The sequence below is a fragment of the Cyanobium sp. NIVA-CYA 375 genome, assembly GCF_056108345.1.
The window spans coordinates 18,794-35,875 of the sequence record NZ_JBSYHW010000025.1 but is presented as its reverse complement, the minus strand read 5'-3'; the positions used below and the strand labels follow the sequence as shown (position 1 = coordinate 35,875).

Here is a 17,082-nt window from a genome sequence, read left to right as displayed (position 1 = left end):
AGCTGCGCATCAATCATGAAGTGGTGACTGCCTATGTCATGTCAAGGTCAGGCCGGCACGCCCCGTGAACGGTTACGAAAAGAAAATGTTGGAGTGTAGAAGCATTCTTGCCGCCGAAAGGACAAGGCCAACGGCTCCAAGTCGGGAGATCTCTTCCGCAATCGGCTTCTGCGGTCCCGCCGGAATCAAGTTCATCTAGTTCTTACCCCCCATTCGCCTCATGACGTCCACGCTTCCACCTGTTGGAGATCCTGCGACTCCGCCTTCTCCAATGGATCCAACGCGGGCCTTTGTCGCCGTGGCGCTTGCCGCTGTCTCCTGGGACGGAGTGCTTACACCAGCTGGATCACGCGCTCTGCGACATGCCCTGGATTACAGGGCCCCTTTCTCCGACCTTGCTGAAATGCAGATGGTGGAATTGTTGGACTCGGTTCTGGCCGATCTTCGCGCCGAAGGGCCCCAGCACTTGATGCTTGAGGCGGCTGGAGCACTTAGTCCGCAGCAATGCCACACCGCCTACGCAGTGGCTACTGAAATCATGCGATCAGATGGGCCTCTCGAGCCAGATGAACAAAACATCCTCACCAGCCTGGCCTACACATTCAAGCTGGAGGAGCTGGAGACGGAAATCGTCCATAAAGTTATGGACGTGCTCCACGCGTCCCTGCTGGAGGCGGAGTAGTCGGGGCCGTATGCGGCTGGGCTCCAGCGTGAAAGAACTCGACCCCAAAGGGAGTGGCCATGGCTGGGGTGGTGCGGAGAACACCGACCAAACGCCCCCGTCCATCTAATTGTCGCTGGGCAACTGTTGGGGATGGTAATAACTTTCCCGAACCCGGGGAGCCAGGCGATCCAGCAAGGGGCATACACAATGGATACGCTTCCCTCTCAATGCTTCTCATGCCCGATCACGACGAACGGAAGCTCAGCGTTCGCGAAATGATCAACGCCCACCTCTTCCCAGTGCTGGCCTTGGTTGACACGGCAAGCGCAGTCTCGATTGCCATGTCGCTTGCCCCCGTCGCTGAGCAAGCCTCACGGTGGAACAAGTGCTAGGAGGCTGGGTTGGCGTGGCTGGAGCGCAGCTAACTACTGCAACGGCGGGTTGCCCAATAAGCCTGCGCGATAAGCAAGACCCCAAGACCACCAACACGACGCGCTGCCCCAGCTAGGCCGATGGGTGATGACGATGCCCTAACCGACTGCCAGTGTGGATATTGCCTGCCTACCACAAGAGATAGGAAATGCTCAGAAAGCTGGTTGCCATTGCCCTGGGTCTGCTGATGCTGCTGGCGGCGCGTAGCGCCGATGCAAGCAGCAGTGCATTACAGCATTTCCTCTGTGAGGGCGAGCCGCTGGAGGCATTGGCCTTCAATGGCCCAGTGGATGCGACAGACATCCCCAACAGCAACGCCGATACGGTGCCCGGAGCCTTCATGGTGCTGCACTGGCGCAAATTGAGTCTTCAACTACCCCGCACCAACAATGCCGGCGTGCCCAGTTATTCCGATGGCCGCTGGTGGTGGCAGGCACTTGATCCAAATCATCCAGATTTCGCTCAGCTGCGCGGCAACGTGGAGCGCTACAGCTGCGAGCGTGAGCCATGAGCTCCACTAGCGAAACCAGGCTTCTAATCACCGCCACCTAAGTGGCGTTTGGATTTGCGATAGATTTATGGCATACAAAACATAGTTGGGCGCCAACCCCAAAGACTCCTCTTTGCTATAGCCGCCATCGGATTCCAGGATCAAACGCACGGAAATCCAGGTCTCAAACCCAGTACCCCTTCCTCTAGCCAGGCCCGCAAGAGGCATTATGCCCTGATGTACCGATGCTGGCGTTCAGACCTGCCAACTGGCTTGCCGCTTCTGGGTCCAGGGCTTGAATAATTGCGCTTAGGACATCAGCACAGCCGCATTGATCTCCAAGATCTCAACTTAAATAGATGGCCCAGTCGGACTGGGCTTAGCAATTAATTAGCCATCGGTGGGGTCGAGTCGCTCCCCCAGCCAGGCCACTGGCAGCATCAGCAGCATCGGCAAGGCGCAGATACCCAGCTCCTCCCAATTGAGCGGCGCGGTGCCAAAAAAGCGATTCATCGCCGCGCTCTGACTGAAAACCCACTGCAGCGCCACCGTGCCAGATATGCCGAGCAGCACCGCCGGAGCCCGGGTAAAGGCAGCCCAGCCCAGCCGTGGCACGGCCTGCAGAGCTGAGCGCAGCTGGCTGATGCTCACCAGATAAACAAGATGGGCCAGCACTAGCCCCTGGACGGCCATGGTGCGGGCCAGGGGCAGGTCGCTGCCGCGCCCTGTGCTCCAGAGGAACAGGCCAAATATCACCATCCAGTTGAACATCGAAACCACCAGCAACCGCCGAATCAAGCGGCCGGTGAGCAGGGGTTGCTGCGGCGGCCGGGGCGGTTGCTGCATCAACCAGGGGGCCACGGGCTCGAAGGCCAAGGGGATCGACATTGTCAGCGAGCAGATCATGTTGAGCCACAGCACCTGCAGCGCGGTGACCGGCAGGGCGGTGCCGAACACGGCCCCCAGCAGGATCGTCATCGACGCGCCGCCATTGACAGGCAGCACGAAAGCGAGGGTCTTGCGCAGGTTGAGGTAGACCGTGCGGCCCTCTTCCACCGCCCCTTCAATCGTGGCGAAGTTGTCGTCGGTGAGCAGCATGTCTGCGGCCTGGCGCGCCACTTCGGTGCCGCCGGCGCCCATGGCGATGCCGATGTCGGCCTGCTTGAGGGCGGGCGCGTCGTTGACGCCGTCGCCGGTCATTGCCACGACCTCACCGTTGGCCTGGAGGGCCTGCACCAGTTGCAACTTTTGGGCCGGCGTCACCCGGGCAAACACGTCTACCCGATCGACACACTCGGCGATGCCATCCGGCCCGAGTTCGGCTAGCTGGCGGCCATCGATAGCCAACAGCTGCTCAGCTTCAGCGGTTGGAGAGCGACCGATGCCAATTTCACGGGCGATGGCGCGGGCCGTTTCCAGATGGTCGCCCGTGATCATCTTCACGGTGATGCCTGCCGCCTGGCAGGCTGCCACGGCCTGGATCGCCTCGGGGCGCGGTGGATCCAGCATCCCCTGCAGACCGAGGAAATCCAGATCTTTTGCCACATGGTGGTGCTCCAACTGGTGCTGGGAGGCCTCTGCTTGGCCAATGGCAAAGGCCAGCACCCGTTCCCCACGGGCCGCCATCGCCCCCACGGCCGCTTCAATAGCCGTTCGGTCGAGGGCTTCAGGCTGGCCTAGGAAATTCAGCTGCCGGCTGCAGCGATCCAGGACGGCTTCCACTGAGCCCTTGACCAAGATGCGCTCGCTGCCGTGCAGCGTGGCCATGAACTGCTGTTCGGAAGCAAAGGGAATGGCATCGCGGCGGGGATGGCGCTCCAGCGCATCCTGACGGTCGATTCCGGCCGCATCAGCTGCCACCAGTAGGGCCGTTTCGGTGGGATCGCCGACAAGGCCCTCACGGCGGCTCGGTCGGGCGTCGTTGCAAAGCAGGCCCGCCAGCAGGGTTTCCTGTAGGGCCACATTCGTGGGGCCGGCCCGGCCCGAGTTCGGCCAGAGATCCTCGATCGTCATCGCTTGGCTGCCCCCATAGAGGTGCTGCACCGTCATCCGGTTCTGGGTGAGGGTGCCGGTCTTGTCGGAGCAGATGACTGTGGTGCTGCCAAGGGTTTCCACGGCCGGCAGCTTGCGGATGATGGCCCGCCGCCTGGCCATGCGGTTCACGCCTATGGCCAGGGTGATCGTCACGATCGCTGGCAACTCTTCCGGAATCGCGCCCACCGCCAGGGCCACGGCCCCATCGAACATCTCATCGACGCCGCGCCCCCGCGCCAGCCCCACTAGAAACGTGAGCCCGGCCAGCACCAGGATCAGCTTCAGCAAGCTGCGACTGAAGCGGCCGAACTTGCGCGTGAGTGGGGTGGTGAGATCCACCTGGTCCTGCAGGGAGGTGGAGATGCAGCCCACCTCGGTGTCGTCGCCCGTGGCCACCACAATCCCCACGCCCTGGCCCTTCGTCACGAAGCTGCCCGCATAGGCCATGCCGATCCGCTCCGCTAGGGGGGCGGATGCCTCGACGGCGGTGGTGCCCTTGTGCACTGGCATCGATTCCCCGGTGAGGGCCGATTCATCCGTTTGCAGCTGGCGCCCCTCCAGCAAGCGCAGGTCAGCCGGCACCCGCGCCCCAGCCTCCAGCTGCACCAGATCGCCCGGTACCAGCTGCTCCGACGCCAGTCGCTGGCGGGCACCACTGCGCACCACTTCCACCTCGGTGCGCACCGATTGCGCCAGAGCGGCGATGGCGTTCTCGGCCTTGCTCTCCTGTACGAAGCCGATCACGGCATTAATCACCGTGACGCTCCAGATAACCAAAGCATCGCGGGGGTGTCCCAGCAGCGCTTTCACCGCCCCCACCACCAGCAGGGTGATCAACAGTGGATTGTTGAACTGGAGTAAAAACTTCAGCCAGCCGGGCTTGCCGCCCCTGTTTGTGAGCGTATTGGTGCCATGGGTATGCAGCCGCCGCTTAGCTTCCGCCTCGCTCAGGCCCAAGGTGCCATCGCTCTGCAGGGCCACCAGCACATCGGCCGCTGGCAGGGCATGGGATGGTGCGGGCAGGGGCTGCATGGAGCGGCTCAGGGCTTAGGAGCAAGCCTTAGCGCACTTGCCATCGACTGAGCTTGCTAAACACAAAAGTTTGGTTGGATGGTGGCGTCGCTGAGCCCGACAATTCAATGGGCCCTCAAGCTGATTACCTGAGATCACATTTAGCACAGTATTTCACGAGCTGGCTGCGATTTTGATGCTGATCATTGGCAACATCCTGACTTGGGTTCTGGTGGGGCCTGCATCAATCTGGCTCAGGGCACGTCGGCGCAAGGAATTCCCGACCTGTGAACCGTTGTTTACCTGGCAGAATGGGACGAGTTCATTGGCGTGCCATGGTCTTTAGTGCCAAGACGGAGTACGGACTGGTTGCATTGATCGATCTGGCCGCCGCCTATACAACGGGGGAGCGGGTGCAGACCGGCGAGATCAGCAGGCGGCATGGCATGCCCGAACGCTATCTAGAGCAGATGCTCACCTCCCTGCGCAAAGGGGGTTACCTAGTCAGCGTGCGTGGGCCTAGGGGCGGCTACCAGCTGACCCGTTCGCCGGAGCTGATTACTGTCTCTGAGGTGGAGGAATGCCTAGAAGGTGAATCACACGCGGAGCGGCAAGGCGATCGCAGCAACGCCGAATTCCGGGTGCTCGATGGGCTGGCTCATCAAGCTGAGAAGGCTCGCAAAATGGTTCTGCAGTCCACCACGCTGGCTCAGCTGCTAGCAGGGCGCGACAGCCTGCGACAGCCCAGTCCGATGTTTTACATCTGAAGTTTTACATCAAAAACCGCATGCCAGCGTGCACGTGGGGGAGTCATTCGTGGGAATAAAATTTGGGGGATATATTTCTTCCCGTATTTCCGATGGAGTCCAAGAGAAGCAGAGCATCCAGCGGATGACTGAGTCCAACGTGCAACCAAAAGGCAAGTCGGCGAAAGCTCCTTGTTATGGTACTGGAGGTACAGTCAAAGGAGCAGGAGTGTATTTCATTTTAGTGGCAACCCACACCCTTGTGACCGATTAACTTTTGCAGCAAACCCGTATTGATCTGCCCACAGTCACCAACATTTTTTTACATTAAAATATCTACATCTAAAATTTTGCAGCCTATATTAATTTCTCCTTCAACTATATCACCATTGCTGAGACTTGGATCGTTCGCATGGCCACACTAGGATTGCAATCAGCCTTGGCGCTAAGTTGTTTATGGGCCAATCCTTTCTTGCTGATGTCAATCTGAGCTGATTATCATGCAACTGATTGTAGACTTTTGGTAGGGGCTATTTAGTTCATCACAGTAGTACTTGCAGCCAAAACTGAAAACATATTGATTATTTTCTATACATCAGCTCCAGCGAGTCGAGCACCCCAATGGCCGTACTGCGATAGTTGGCATTCTGATCAGTGTAGTTGCTGAGAAGGATTAGTCGGCTTTAGGATCACCCACAAAATCGGTTTAGGGGTCCTGGGCGATGGTTACGTCGCCTGCCACTGCCAGTTTCAGCCTTTCTGCTTCTGGTTTGTCTCTGCAGCACAGAATCTACGGGAAAATTCTTAAACCAACCTCACACAGGAATCGTGCCACGAACAATATACTCATCCATTGAGCCCAGCGGCTGTATAAGCTATTGGGGTTTTTATCAGCTTCCGATCTTTCGATCCAACCACTGTGTCAACACATAAACACCGACAAACATTGGCAGGTATGCAACCCACATGTTGGGGAGATTAAGTTCTGAGTTGTTGATGAGAACAAGACCGCCATAGCTAACTGCGCCGTAAATAATTGCCCTACGCAATGGTGCCGTTATTTTTTTCATCTGAAGCAGAAAATGATTTCTATCCAGGCTATCCCCACCTGGCGACCGATTGCGGTGTGCGGTCGGCCCTGAAACGCGAGACCCCACTTACCGATACTGATTTCGTCTCCAATATTTCCCTCCCCCGAGCCACGGTCGGGTCGATGACGCGGCAGCATGTTACGGAATCGTTACACGCCTCTCATGACGCTCGGCGAAGTCTTTTTGGAATCGATGTCCACTGGTGTCATTACTGAACAAGAAATCGCCTGGGTTGCCGCCAAGCAGAGTTCCTTTGCCAGGCACGAAGAGGCTCTGGCTATTCGGCTCGGGCGGTTGCTAGATGAAGGACAGATCAACCTGGGCTGCCGCATCCCCAGTCGAGTTATCCATCACAATCAGGTCTTGCACGATTGGATTGAACCGCTCGGGCGCAAGCGCCATGCTGCTACGGGAGTTGCTTAGCTTGCCAAATAGGCAGAGTTGTTAACAAAAGTCGATTGCATTAACGCCTGATAACTAAAACAAACGAAGCATCTTGCTTAATTTATGCATTAGAACCTAGGCTCGTGCGAACTGCATGAATAGTGTAATATGCCCGACCTAAGGCCCTAACCGTTTTATATTGCTCTGACATCGCTACACATAAAAGCCTGGAATTATATAAACAACCTTTCAGTCTGCTTCCCAAGATGTCTACAAGCACTAATTTCACCATGGCTCGGACACGCAAGGACGATATCGAAAGGTTGAGTCGTGGTAAATCCACTGGGGCCAGGATTGGGAGTCGTGGAACTCCCCACAGGCTTACCAAAAGGGAGCGCATCTTGCTGGAGGCGGCACAGCGGCAGGGCTTTCTTAAGGTTCCTATCAAAGGAATACGCCCTAATGTTCTAGATATTTACGGTTTGTGGTGTCAAGCCGAAGGACTAGAATTGGTTATTAAACGTATTCATGAATTATAGGGCTTATTATTGGCACGTTCTGCTCCCTTGGAGGATGGCTTAAAACCGATTCACCGCATGAAAGAATGACATTCAGACATCTGTACTGCGGAAATGGGGCATGGCAGTACGTTTTCCCCGTAGTATCCCCTGATGCGAAGACAAAAACACTAGCTTTGTAAGATCTTGGCTCACCATGATGAATGGACTAGTTCGGCGAGATCGTCAGCCGGAATTCATGGATCAACCGGGGCTAGATCCTAAAGAACATGCCCGGGCTCTAGCGGGGCTGCGCCGGATCAATGGGATCAGTGGCCTTGCTGCAAGCCTGCTTGCTCCAATCGAAACGCTTGCCAGGCGCCAGGAAGGAACGCCTCTGCAGGTACTCGAGCTGGCCTGCGGTGGTGGCGACACCTCCATCGACCTAGCCTTGATGTGCAAGCGGAGGGGGCTGGCAATAAAGCTGCACGCGTGCGATCTAAACCCTGAGGCTGTGCTAATCGCCAAAGCCAATGCCCAGCGTCGCGGCGCTGAACTGGAGTTGTTTTGTGCTGATGCTCTGGCGTCACCAGATGCAGATAAAGATTTTGATGTGGTGTTTTGTTCCCTATTTCTTCACCATCTCAACGACGCCGACGCTGAACAGCTAATTAAGGTGATGGCCCGGCGGGCACGTCACTTGGTGTTGATAAGCGACTTGATTCGTAGCCGCCTTGGCTATGTATTGGCTTGGGCCGGCACCCGCTTACTTAGTCGTTCCTGGGTGGTTCACACCGATGGCCCCTTATCTGTGCGTGCCGCTTTTAAAATTGCTGAGGTACGGGTAATGACGCATAGGGCTGGCTTACCAAATGCCAAGCTTCAACACTGTTGGCCTGAGCGTTATCTTCTGAGCTGGGAACGCAATTAATTTTGAAAGAGCGTTTCATCACTGGCGATAGCACTCAAGTCTGGGATGCCTTAGTGATAGGCGCAGGCCCCGCTGGCTCTCTGGCAGCGATCGAGCTTGCCCGCAAAGGAGTGCAGGTTCTGCTCGTAGAAAAGCGTGCCTTCCCCCGCTGGAAGGTGTGTGGTTGCTGTCTTAATGTGCAGGCCCAGGCGGTTCTCGCGGCAGCAGGCCAAGACAGTCTGGTTAGCCGCCTTGGTGGTGTTCTTTTAGATCAACTACAGCTGGGATACAGGGGTAATCAGACTTTATTGGCGTTGCCAGGTGGGCGGGCCCTGTCGCGCGAACGCTTTGATCAGGCTTTGGTGGAGGCGGCGATTGCATCAGGGGCATGCTTCAGAGGCAGCACCACAGCAGTAATGGGCCCTATTAACTCGGGGGCAAGAACTGTCACCCTGCAGGAGTACGGCGCCAAGCAAATCGAGCAGGTACGCGCCAAGGTTGTTCTAGTGGCCGCTGGATTAGCCCACCGCTGCATAGCCGCCAGCGAAGCCACAGAAGTGCTAATTAGGCGGCACTCACGTGTAGGAGCAGGATGTGTGTTGCAGGCATCAGCAGCGCCCTATCCGAGCGGAATTATTCATATGGCAATCGGCCGACATGGCTATGTAGGGCTGGTGCAGAGAGAAGACGGTTGTCTCAACGTTGCAGCAGCCTTTGATCGCCAAGCCCTTAAAGGCAGAGCAGATAATTGCGGACCAGCTGAAGCGGCCCAGGTTGTGCTGGATAGCGCAGGTTTCGCAATTCCGCCAGGGCTGGAAATAGCCCAGTGGCAGGTCACCTCCGCCTTAAGCCGCCGCGCCATGGTCATATCCGGGGAACGGTTTTTTTTGCTTGGTGACGCAGCTGGCTACGTGGAACCTTTTACTGGTGAAGGAATGGCATGGGCTTTAACTGCCGGAGCCGCAGTAGTGCCATTGGTTTTAGCCGGCATTGATCACTGGAACACAGATATTGAACGCCGCTGGCAGCGGGTTCAAGGCCAGCAGATCGGCCACCGCCAGCGGACTTGCCGGGCGTTGGCGTTGTTATTGCGACAACCGGCAGCAACTGCTGTGGCCTTTGCCCTCAGCAAGCACCTGCCGGTGCTCTCCGAGCAGTTGATATCACAGCTCAACCAGGTAGCCATCCCATGAATATCCGCGGCATCGGTACAGCAGTTCCGCCAAACCAGGTTGATCAAACGGAAGCTGCGCTGCTTGCTGAGCGGGTTAGTGCCAGCGATAACAACAAAACCGCTCTAGTGCAGAGAATCCTACGCCGTACCCAGGTGCAAAGTCGCGCCAGTGTATTGGCATCTAGCAAAAGGAATGAGCCACTGTCCTTCTATGGCAAAGAAAGCCCCAGTACTGCAGCTCGGATGGCGCAATTCTCACGCCATGCAGCACCTTTAGCGTTAGCATCCGCTGTCCGTGCTCTAACAGACTCTCAGATTGCAGCAGCCCAGATTACCCATTTGGTAACTGTGTGTTGCACCGGTTTCCAATCGCCAGGGTTTGATCTTGCCTTGATAAAGCAGCTCGGTCTTGATGCAGGGGTACAGCGAACCCATGTGGGTTTTATGGGGTGTCATGGCGCCCTCAATGGCTTGCGGGTAGCCCGGGCTTATGTTGAGGCAGATGCCGATGCAGTGGTGCTGCTCTGCGCCGTTGAACTTTGCAGCCTACATCTTTATTACGGCTGGGATCCTGAGAAGGTGGTAGCCAATTCCCTATTTGCCGATGGGGCCGCCTCACTGGTGGCTACTGCCGATATGTGTGGTGCTGGAAGCTTTCCCATCCTGCTGGCTTCTGGTTCCACGGTGCTACCTAATACTGAGGAGCTTATGTACTGGCAGATCGGCAACCATGGCTTTGAAATGGGTCTTTCTCCCCAGGTGCCGGAGGCTGTTGCCTCACAGCTGAAACCGTGGCTCGAGCGGTGGTTAAAATCTAGGGGATTTTCTATAGCGGAAATCGTCAGTTGGGCAGTACATCCGGGCGGGCCTCGTCTACTGCAGGCATGTGCCAACGCTCTTGAACTAGAACCTGATCAGATTGCTGAATCTCAGGCGGTGTTGCGGGAGCACGGTAATATGTCGTCGGCGACGGTTCTGTTCATTATCAATCGTCTGCGTCACTTAGCAGCATCAGGACCATGCCTGGCTCTGGCTTTTGGACCAGGACTGAGCGTTGAAGTGGCTCTGCTTTTGATACCGTAAATGCAGCTCGATACAGCTGATTAATCCCAATATTTGCTTGGCAATAGCCGCAATTTTGGACGCGAGGAACTCGACCCTGGTCACTGAAGTGAGCCCATACTCCCCTGCACACAAATGGGCGATGCTCATCTTTAACAGAATCACCGCTGATGACAAGCAGCGTCGGAATCAGCTGCTCCAGCAAGCCAAACTGTCCGATTAACGCTAACGTCTTATTTGCCTTAATACCCATTATACAGCATCGGTTATTGACGGTATCGATCCAGCTATTGCAGACGGCATTTGCTTCGCAATAGCTGACTGCTTGAGCACTAGCAGTCTTGCCACATATCGATAGCATGAGTAGGCATAAAGCCAATCTTGGCATGATCTTTTAAAGCCATATCGAGAAGCTTTACTTCTTCCACATTATCTTTTCTACATTATTTACTTGAAATCAATTATCCCAATGCTGCGCTAGACGGTGGAGTCTGCCGTGACAATCTCCACAACCTGTTCGTTTTGAACACCTGAGGAGCCAGATGGGGTGCCAATTATGAGTAATTCAGAGCACCACTTGTGCTGGCTGCCCTCCATGGCCGAACCAAGCGCTCTCCCTGAACCAGGTCACCCGCCGGCTCCTGTCCCATTGCCAGCGGGCGGACCGGCCGCCGTGCTGCGCTGGCTCCAAGAGGGCCATGAACGTTTTCTTGAGGGCCACTCCCTGCATCCTCACAGCACCCGTGAACGGATGCGGGCTGTGGTGGAGGGGCAGCACCCGCTGGCAGCGGTCCTCGGCTGCGCCGATTCGCGGGTGCCGGTTGAGCTGCTGTTCGATTCTGGTTTCGGAGACCTGTTCGTAGTGCGCAACGCTGGCACGATGAGTACCACCGCGGCAATAGCCTCCCTTGAGTACGCGGTGGGGCATTTAGATGTGTCCCTTGTGGTGGTGCTTGGTCACGAGGCTTGCGGTGCTGTGTCTGCAGCCATGCACCCCGAACTGCTGCTGACGCCCAGCCTGTCCCAGGTGGTGGGCCAGCTGCGCATGGAGCTATTGCAGTATGGCGACCACCTCTCCCTTGAGGAATCCTGCCGGCGCCACACCCTCAGCGCTGCTGGAAATCTGGTGCATTCCAGCGTGCTGCTCACCGATCGGGTGCGCGCCGGTCAGCTGGTGGTGGTGGCGGGCTACTACGACTTGCACAGTTCTGCAATCGATTGGATGGGCAATGTGGAGCCAATTTCCTACCCGGGCCCGTTTAATTAAGCCTTTTTTAAACCTTTTTCAGCGAGGTGACAATGCTTTGCGATATGCCAACCAGGTGTCCTGTTGCGCTCCAGCAAGAGCCACTTTGACCCGGAGGGAGCTTCACCGGTGTTTACAACCATTCAGGATTAGGGGCCTTGATGTTCCTTTTTTGGTGCCAAGTTTCTCGGTTGCATTGATTTCGCTAGTCGTCTGCTGAGGCGGAGCCGTAGATGCTAGAGCTCCCAACACTACCGTTTTTTAATGAAATGGAAGCTGCCACTGCGCCTTGTCTTTCACGGTGGTGTCAGTACTGGGCGGCCTGGTTTGTCTTCTTGCAAGTGGAGCATCGATTGGCGATCAGTCCTGCGGACCCACCGTCTTCGGGAGGTGACCGGTCTTAACCCAGATCGTGCAACCGGCCTCACTCCATGGCCTGTGCACGCTGCCAGGATGATTGCGCAGCCAGCTGCCAGCCGGATAGGTACCGTGTTCGTCTTGGAATACGCCATCAAGCACCAGGATCTCCTCACCAGCTTGATGACCGTGGGGATGAAACACAGTGCCCGGCGCCCAACGCACCAGTGCAACGTGTTCAGAGCCAAAGGCATGCAACGGCAGCACCTCCAGCCCCCTGACCAGACCAGGAACCCAGGCTTCGTTATTAGTGTTGATCACTAGCTGCTGCTGGTCAGCCTGGTGCATCTGGTGCAGCTTCACCAGGATCGTGCAGCCTGCCACGCTGAATGGCGCATGGCTTGAGCCAGCGGGATTGCGCAAGTAGGCACCAGCTGGGTAGTCGCCCTGTTCATCTGAGAGGGTACCCTCCAGGACCAGGATCTCCTCGCCGCCGCCATGGAGATGGCGTTCAAAGCGACTGCCGGGGGCATAGCGAACGATAGAAGTTGCCCTGGCTATCTCGCCACCGTTGCGATCGAGCAGGCGCCGCTCCACCCCCACCATCGGGGAGGGATTCCAGTCCAGGGATTGGGTGTCGAGCACTGCCCGCTGGCTGAGGTCGGCATTGAGTTCCATAGCCCTGATTCTGACCGCGAATGGATAAGGAGTAAGAGGTACCCATTGCGGTGGGCTCATTCTGCTACAAAATTGCCCGCCGAGAGCGAGCAGGGCCTAGTAAAGCTGGCAGCTACCAAGTAGGAGACTCAGAGCAGGCCGGTTTGCTGCTCAGCAACTAGGCCCCACTCGAGCAGCGATGCCATCAATAAGGCCATCGCACCCACCGAACACAGCGAGTGCAGGATGCTATTTAGAAGTAGTGCACGAACAGGGATCATTTTTCTTGTTTCAACGATTAAGAAAACCGATACTGGATTGTATCTACACAAAACCAGCGCTGCCGCCCCACGACAGGCAACCAGCACTAGTAGAGCGATTTAGCCGATTGGCGTGCAGTAAACGAACTCGATAACTCACATGGGCTGGCCCGACCGCGCTTATCAACGCTTCTCGGGCTTCATGGTGGAGGTCATCACGATCAATGCCGCTAACGGCAAGCCGTAGGGCGATATTTTCGCCGATCAAGCTGCCATCGGGTCTCTGGGTAACTATGAACAGAGCTTCTCTCATCTGCTTCTTTTCTCTCCTCTTCTTGATGGAATTGGACTGGACTGACCTGAGATGCAGCAAGCAATGCCAAGGACGCATCCATCATTAGCGAGCTCACCGCGGTCGGTTGTGACCAGCCTTACCAGCTGAGGTGACGAATGCCGTAGCCAGCGGTAGCAAGGCGGCAAGAATCAGCAGATATGCTGCTGCTCTGAGTTGTTTCTGCTGCCATGCCGCAGATCTGCATTAACGAAGGATCGCAACCCATTTCCATTACCCCCACCAGTTCAGCAACTCCGCACTGGTTCAGTGTTTAAACTTCATGGGACATCGCAGGAATAGGTAGTAGGGCAGCTACAGCCGAGTAAGGGGGTGCAGGCTCTCACACCGGCAACTAATTCACTCCTCTTCTGCGCTGCCCAGGGGGATCAGCTTGATCTGCTTACGGCCGAGTTTGATTTCGAACTCATCGCCTGGCTGTAGGTCGAGCATGGCGGTATAGGCCTTGCCTACCAGTAGGTTGCCGTTGCCCTGAACAGTTGCGACATAGCTAAGGCTGCGCCCACCCTTGCCCCGGCCTGCGCTGTCGGTGCCGAGGTTGACACCTTTGGCGCTTAGCAGTGCCTCATAGAAAGCGGTGAAGTTGATGCGCTCACCACCATCTTTTTTGGTGCTTACATAGCCGCAATCGCGTACGAGCTCTGATTTAGATACGTCGCCCAACTCCTTTACTTTGGCGAGCAGATCAGATCCGGTGAGCATTAGAAAAAAGCCAACTCAATCAAAATAGCAACCCAACGCTGATCGTCAAGTGGGATAGCGCGCAAAAAGGGCGTTGAATCCTCTAGTAATCATGCCGCTTCCGGTAGCACGGCTTCAAATAGGGGCCCTAGCTGGAGCATTAGGACCGCTAGGGAAGGAGGTTGGCCGGTTACTCCGCAGGCTTCTCCATCATTATTGCCGTCAATTTAGAAGTGCCCCTTGCGCAGCAGCTCCGGAGCGCCCTGCATTCGCCCCAGCATTTGGAGAGCACAACTGGCACGCTCATCTGCTTCTAGCCAGGGCTCTGTCTGGGCGCGATCGCTGTTGGTAAAGCAGGCGAACGTAGTGAAACCAAGAACTCTTGATCCCCTGCCGGGTGTCCCTGGTCCCCTCTTCCCTGGATGGCGCCCTTAGTGAGCTGCTGCGGTTTATGGCCCATGTGAGGGCTGATCCTGGCCCAGGAGCGGGGCTTTCTGGTTTCGGGCAGCGGACATCTTGCGCTTCCACGGACAGTCGGCTTCAGGGATCCGCATCAGTCGGATCGACCACCCTGGCGATTATCCAGGCCGTTACTACTTAGTACACCTGCTTGGCAACCGATCCCAGTAGATATTGGCGAAAGCAGAGTTCTTGCGGGATCAATTCGTGGGCATTGGCAAACCGGAGCTGCTGCGTGAAAACCCTTCGGCCTACTGGTTGCGCCGCATCGATGCTGAACATCAGCTCGTCCACCGGCTGCATGGGAGCAAGGTCATGATCCTTACCTGCCGATATGATCGCGTCAAGAGATGCGGTGTTCAATTGGAAGTCTTAGCTGCCCAGGTTCTTGAGCCACGGCTAAGAGCACGGCCTGTGGCCAGTTGGTTGGCGTTGCCACGGCGCTTTTGATAGCTGGTAGGCCCTGGAGAAAGCCGATCAGTTTTGAGCAGTATTCTCGGATTTTGCGCCTCCGCAGTCCTGCCAACTGGATAGTAAGCGAGCTAGCTCAGATTTCATCGCTTGAAGCTCTTGAATGCGCGAATCAATGGAGTTCATTTTGGTGGTGATACTTTCTTTGAGTACCGAGCAATTGCAAACTCCTGCACGGCGCACTTCCAGAATCCGGGCCAACTCGCCGATCGGTACATCCATAGATCGCAAAGCCCGGATGATTTCCAATTCCGCAATACTTTCGGAACTGAATATACGGTATCTACCCTCAGAGCGGGCTGTGTGCAGTAAGCCCTGATCGCAATAAAAGCGAATCGTTTTCACCGAAAGGCCGGAGATCTTGGCCATCTCGCCAATCCGAAGACCGGGAGCGTCGTTAGCTGCTGCAAGGGGCAGGGGCGCCATCGGTCAACCCTCCATCTAGTGGACATATTAAACTTAAGCCAGGACCGAGAAAAACGCATTTATCCCTCCAGTAACCACTGCTGAGGGGAGATTGGCATTAGGGTTACAGTCGACCATTTCTTGCTCTCTGCCTGCTCAATGTCCTGACGATGAGTTCCCGGAAGTTTGCCGCGATGGGGATCGGTGCCATTGCGGCTCAATTGCTGCTGGCTGGAGCTTGCAACGCAAGCCAAAAGGGCGTACCGGCTCTTTACCAAACAAAGGCGGAAGCGGAAACCGCCGCCAGGCTGCATTTCAACTGCAGCGGAGCCCACAGCATGGGTACCCAGTGGATGCCGTGCGCCAAACATGCTGAGTCCCAGCCCTCCAAGCCCAGTGAATCACCCCATTAAATTCCATAAGTTAATTAATTACCTGCTAATCACTTAACTGATATGGCCCAATGCGGCGACAAACCTAAGTTGCTTGCCATTGGCGTAGCTCCCTTGGGCATCGTATCGATCGGCATCGTGCCAATGGGGGTGGTGAGCATTGGCGTGGTGCCCATGGGCGTAGTCAGCGTTGGGGTAGTTGGAATGGGCGTTATCAATGCCTGCGTGGTTGGCATGGGCGTGCTAGTGGCAGGCATGAATGCCATGGGCATTTGGACATTCAGCCCAAGCAACAGTCACCAACACCACAGCAATCGACCAGTCCAGGAAAACTTGATGGCCTACCCCAGCAAGGTGTTAGCGCTAGAAAAAGCCCAGGAGCTTGGCTGCAAAGGGGTTCATGCCATGGGATCTCTATGGATGCCATGCGCTGAGCACCCACATTCAAATCACTGATAAGCGAGTCATGTAATGACCCAATCGTCCGTTACGCACTTGATCAAAAAAAGTACCGCTTTGTGTTCTGTCCATCTGGTTTTGGATTCTGCAAGGCATCTTTTGCCCGCCAAGCCTTTTGACTAGGACGTGTATTTCGTCTGATCTCCGCCAGCGCACAACTTGTATCGTTATCGCCAGCCTCTGAAATATGGCAATGTCAACGGCATCCTCAGCAATTATCCCATTGGTTGAATCCGAGCCGAGAGCAGAGGCTTAATTAGCACTCACACTCCAGCCATTGTCTCGCCACTAAAGACCCGCACCTACGCCCAGGTAATTGCTGTAGGCGGCAGGCTTCTCGCTAGGCCAGATAGCCAGCATGTCTTCTTGGCCAACGCGTGCGCCAACCGTTGCAGTAAATTGATTGCCAGTAGGGAATTGATAGAATAGCTTGTCAATACCTAGAATATTGAGACCTGCATCTTACTCAAAAGCGACTTCTAACTTAGCTGAGCCGACCCGGCATTTGCGCGAAGCGAATCCTTGCCTGCAAAACTGGTGTAAAATGTAAATTGTGCATCGTAGTTAATGGTGACATTTGAGCGGGCGGATATCAGGTTCCCGCAGCAATCCTGGATGTTATTTTTGCCCCCACTGGAGTAGTCAATACCACCTAACGCAAAGGTGGCCAGGCCTGAGAGCTTGGTGTTAGTCGATAACTGCTGTGCCTCCAATTTTCCCACCTTGGCATCTAGCCCGTCCACACGCCCCTTCATTAGGTGGAAGCACTGGTTAAAACTAGTGAACCAATTGCGCGAGTGCCAAGCATTGAGCTCGTCAATTTCTTGCTACTCCATGTAGCCGTTGAC

The 17,082-nt window shown here is 56.0% G+C and carries 16 protein-coding genes; 11 read left to right on the top strand and 5 right to left on the bottom strand.

What is annotated here, in order from left to right:
- Positions 1-271 precede the first annotated feature (271 nt).
- Both AC01FP_RS08445 and AC01FP_RS08440 read left to right on the top strand, forming a co-directional pair.
- Positions 272-682: a tellurite resistance TerB family protein gene (locus AC01FP_RS08445; protein ID WP_474479514.1), complete on the top strand. Its 411-nt coding sequence runs from the start codon at positions 272-274 to the stop codon at positions 680-682.
- Between the two features lie 562 nt (positions 683-1,244).
- Positions 1,245-1,607: a hypothetical protein gene (locus AC01FP_RS08440; RefSeq protein ID WP_474479513.1), complete on the top strand. Its 363-nt coding sequence runs from the start codon at positions 1,245-1,247 to the stop codon at positions 1,605-1,607.
- A gap of 369 nt (positions 1,608-1,976) precedes the next feature.
- Here AC01FP_RS08440 and AC01FP_RS08435 read toward each other — a convergent pair whose 3' ends face one another.
- Positions 1,977-4,652, bottom strand: a complete 2,676-nt coding sequence (locus AC01FP_RS08435) for a cation-translocating P-type ATPase (RefSeq protein WP_474479512.1) — start codon at positions 4,650-4,652, stop codon at positions 1,977-1,979.
- A gap of 314 nt (positions 4,653-4,966) precedes the next feature.
- Between AC01FP_RS08435 and AC01FP_RS08430 the strand changes: the two genes are divergently transcribed.
- The 6 genes from AC01FP_RS08430 to AC01FP_RS08405 all read left to right on the top strand — a co-directional run bounded on the left by AC01FP_RS08430 (position 4,967) and on the right by AC01FP_RS08405 (position 11,762).
- A complete protein-coding gene (locus AC01FP_RS08430) occupies positions 4,967-5,398 on the top strand; it encodes an RrF2 family transcriptional regulator (RefSeq protein ID WP_474479511.1) in 432 nt (143 codons plus the stop codon).
- Between the two features lie 1,232 nt (positions 5,399-6,630).
- Positions 6,631-6,891, top strand: coding sequence for a hypothetical protein (locus AC01FP_RS08425; protein ID WP_474479510.1), 261 nt, complete (start codon positions 6,631-6,633; stop codon positions 6,889-6,891).
- A 675-nt stretch (positions 6,892-7,566) separates the two neighbouring features.
- The gene (locus AC01FP_RS08420) at positions 7,567-8,280 is read left to right on the top strand and encodes a methyltransferase domain-containing protein (protein ID WP_474479508.1); all 714 of its coding nucleotides are present in this window, start codon (positions 7,567-7,569) and stop codon (positions 8,278-8,280) included.
- Between the two features lie 53 nt (positions 8,281-8,333).
- A complete protein-coding gene (locus AC01FP_RS08415; protein ID WP_474479507.1) occupies positions 8,334-9,452 on the top strand; it encodes an NAD(P)/FAD-dependent oxidoreductase in 1,119 nt (372 codons plus the stop codon).
- Positions 9,449-10,516, top strand: coding sequence for a type III polyketide synthase (locus AC01FP_RS08410; RefSeq protein ID WP_474479506.1), 1,068 nt, complete (start codon positions 9,449-9,451; stop codon positions 10,514-10,516). Before AC01FP_RS08415 ends, AC01FP_RS08410 begins: the two co-directional genes overlap by 4 nt.
- 574 nt (positions 10,517-11,090) lie before the next feature.
- Positions 11,091-11,762 (top strand): carbonic anhydrase, encoded by a 672-nt coding sequence (locus AC01FP_RS08405; protein ID WP_474479505.1) that lies wholly within the window; start codon positions 11,091-11,093, stop codon positions 11,760-11,762.
- A gap of 339 nt (positions 11,763-12,101) precedes the next feature.
- Here AC01FP_RS08405 and AC01FP_RS08400 read toward each other — a convergent pair whose 3' ends face one another.
- Together AC01FP_RS08400 and AC01FP_RS08395 are read right to left on the bottom strand one after the other, a co-directional pair.
- Positions 12,102-12,776 carry a cupin domain-containing protein gene (locus AC01FP_RS08400; RefSeq protein WP_474479504.1) on the bottom strand — a complete coding sequence of 225 codons (675 nt, stop codon included), beginning with the start codon at positions 12,774-12,776 and terminating at the stop codon, positions 12,102-12,104.
- 930 nt (positions 12,777-13,706) lie between these two features.
- A complete protein-coding gene (locus tag AC01FP_RS08395; RefSeq protein ID WP_474479503.1) occupies positions 13,707-14,069 on the bottom strand; it encodes an AbrB family transcriptional regulator in 363 nt (120 codons plus the stop codon).
- Between the two features lie 645 nt (positions 14,070-14,714).
- Here AC01FP_RS08395 and AC01FP_RS08390 point away from each other — a divergent pair.
- Positions 14,715-14,957 carry a type II toxin-antitoxin system YoeB family toxin gene (locus tag AC01FP_RS08390; protein ID WP_474479517.1) on the top strand — a complete coding sequence of 81 codons (243 nt, stop codon included), beginning with the start codon at positions 14,715-14,717 and terminating at the stop codon, positions 14,955-14,957.
- A gap of 27 nt (positions 14,958-14,984) precedes the next feature.
- Here AC01FP_RS08390 and AC01FP_RS08385 read toward each other — a convergent pair whose 3' ends face one another.
- Positions 14,985-15,404, bottom strand: coding sequence for a MerR family transcriptional regulator (locus AC01FP_RS08385; RefSeq protein WP_474479502.1), 420 nt, complete (start codon positions 15,402-15,404; stop codon positions 14,985-14,987).
- 149 nt (positions 15,405-15,553) lie between these two features.
- Here AC01FP_RS08385 and AC01FP_RS08380 point away from each other — a divergent pair, with 149 nt between their 5' ends.
- Both AC01FP_RS08380 and AC01FP_RS08375 read left to right on the top strand, forming a co-directional pair.
- Entirely contained in the window at positions 15,554-15,796 is a 243-nt protein-coding gene (locus AC01FP_RS08380) for a hypothetical protein (RefSeq protein WP_474479501.1), read from the top strand.
- A gap of 42 nt (positions 15,797-15,838) precedes the next feature.
- Positions 15,839-16,231, top strand: a complete 393-nt coding sequence (locus AC01FP_RS08375) for a DUF3721 domain-containing protein (protein ID WP_474479500.1) — start codon at positions 15,839-15,841, stop codon at positions 16,229-16,231.
- A 482-nt stretch (positions 16,232-16,713) separates the two neighbouring features.
- On the opposite strand, the gene AC01FP_RS08370 is transcribed toward AC01FP_RS08375, so the two are convergent.
- Complete coding sequence (locus AC01FP_RS08370; RefSeq protein WP_474479498.1) at positions 16,714-16,989, bottom strand: hypothetical protein; 276 nt, start codon at positions 16,987-16,989, stop codon at positions 16,714-16,716.
- Between the last annotated feature and the right edge of the window lie 93 nt (positions 16,990-17,082).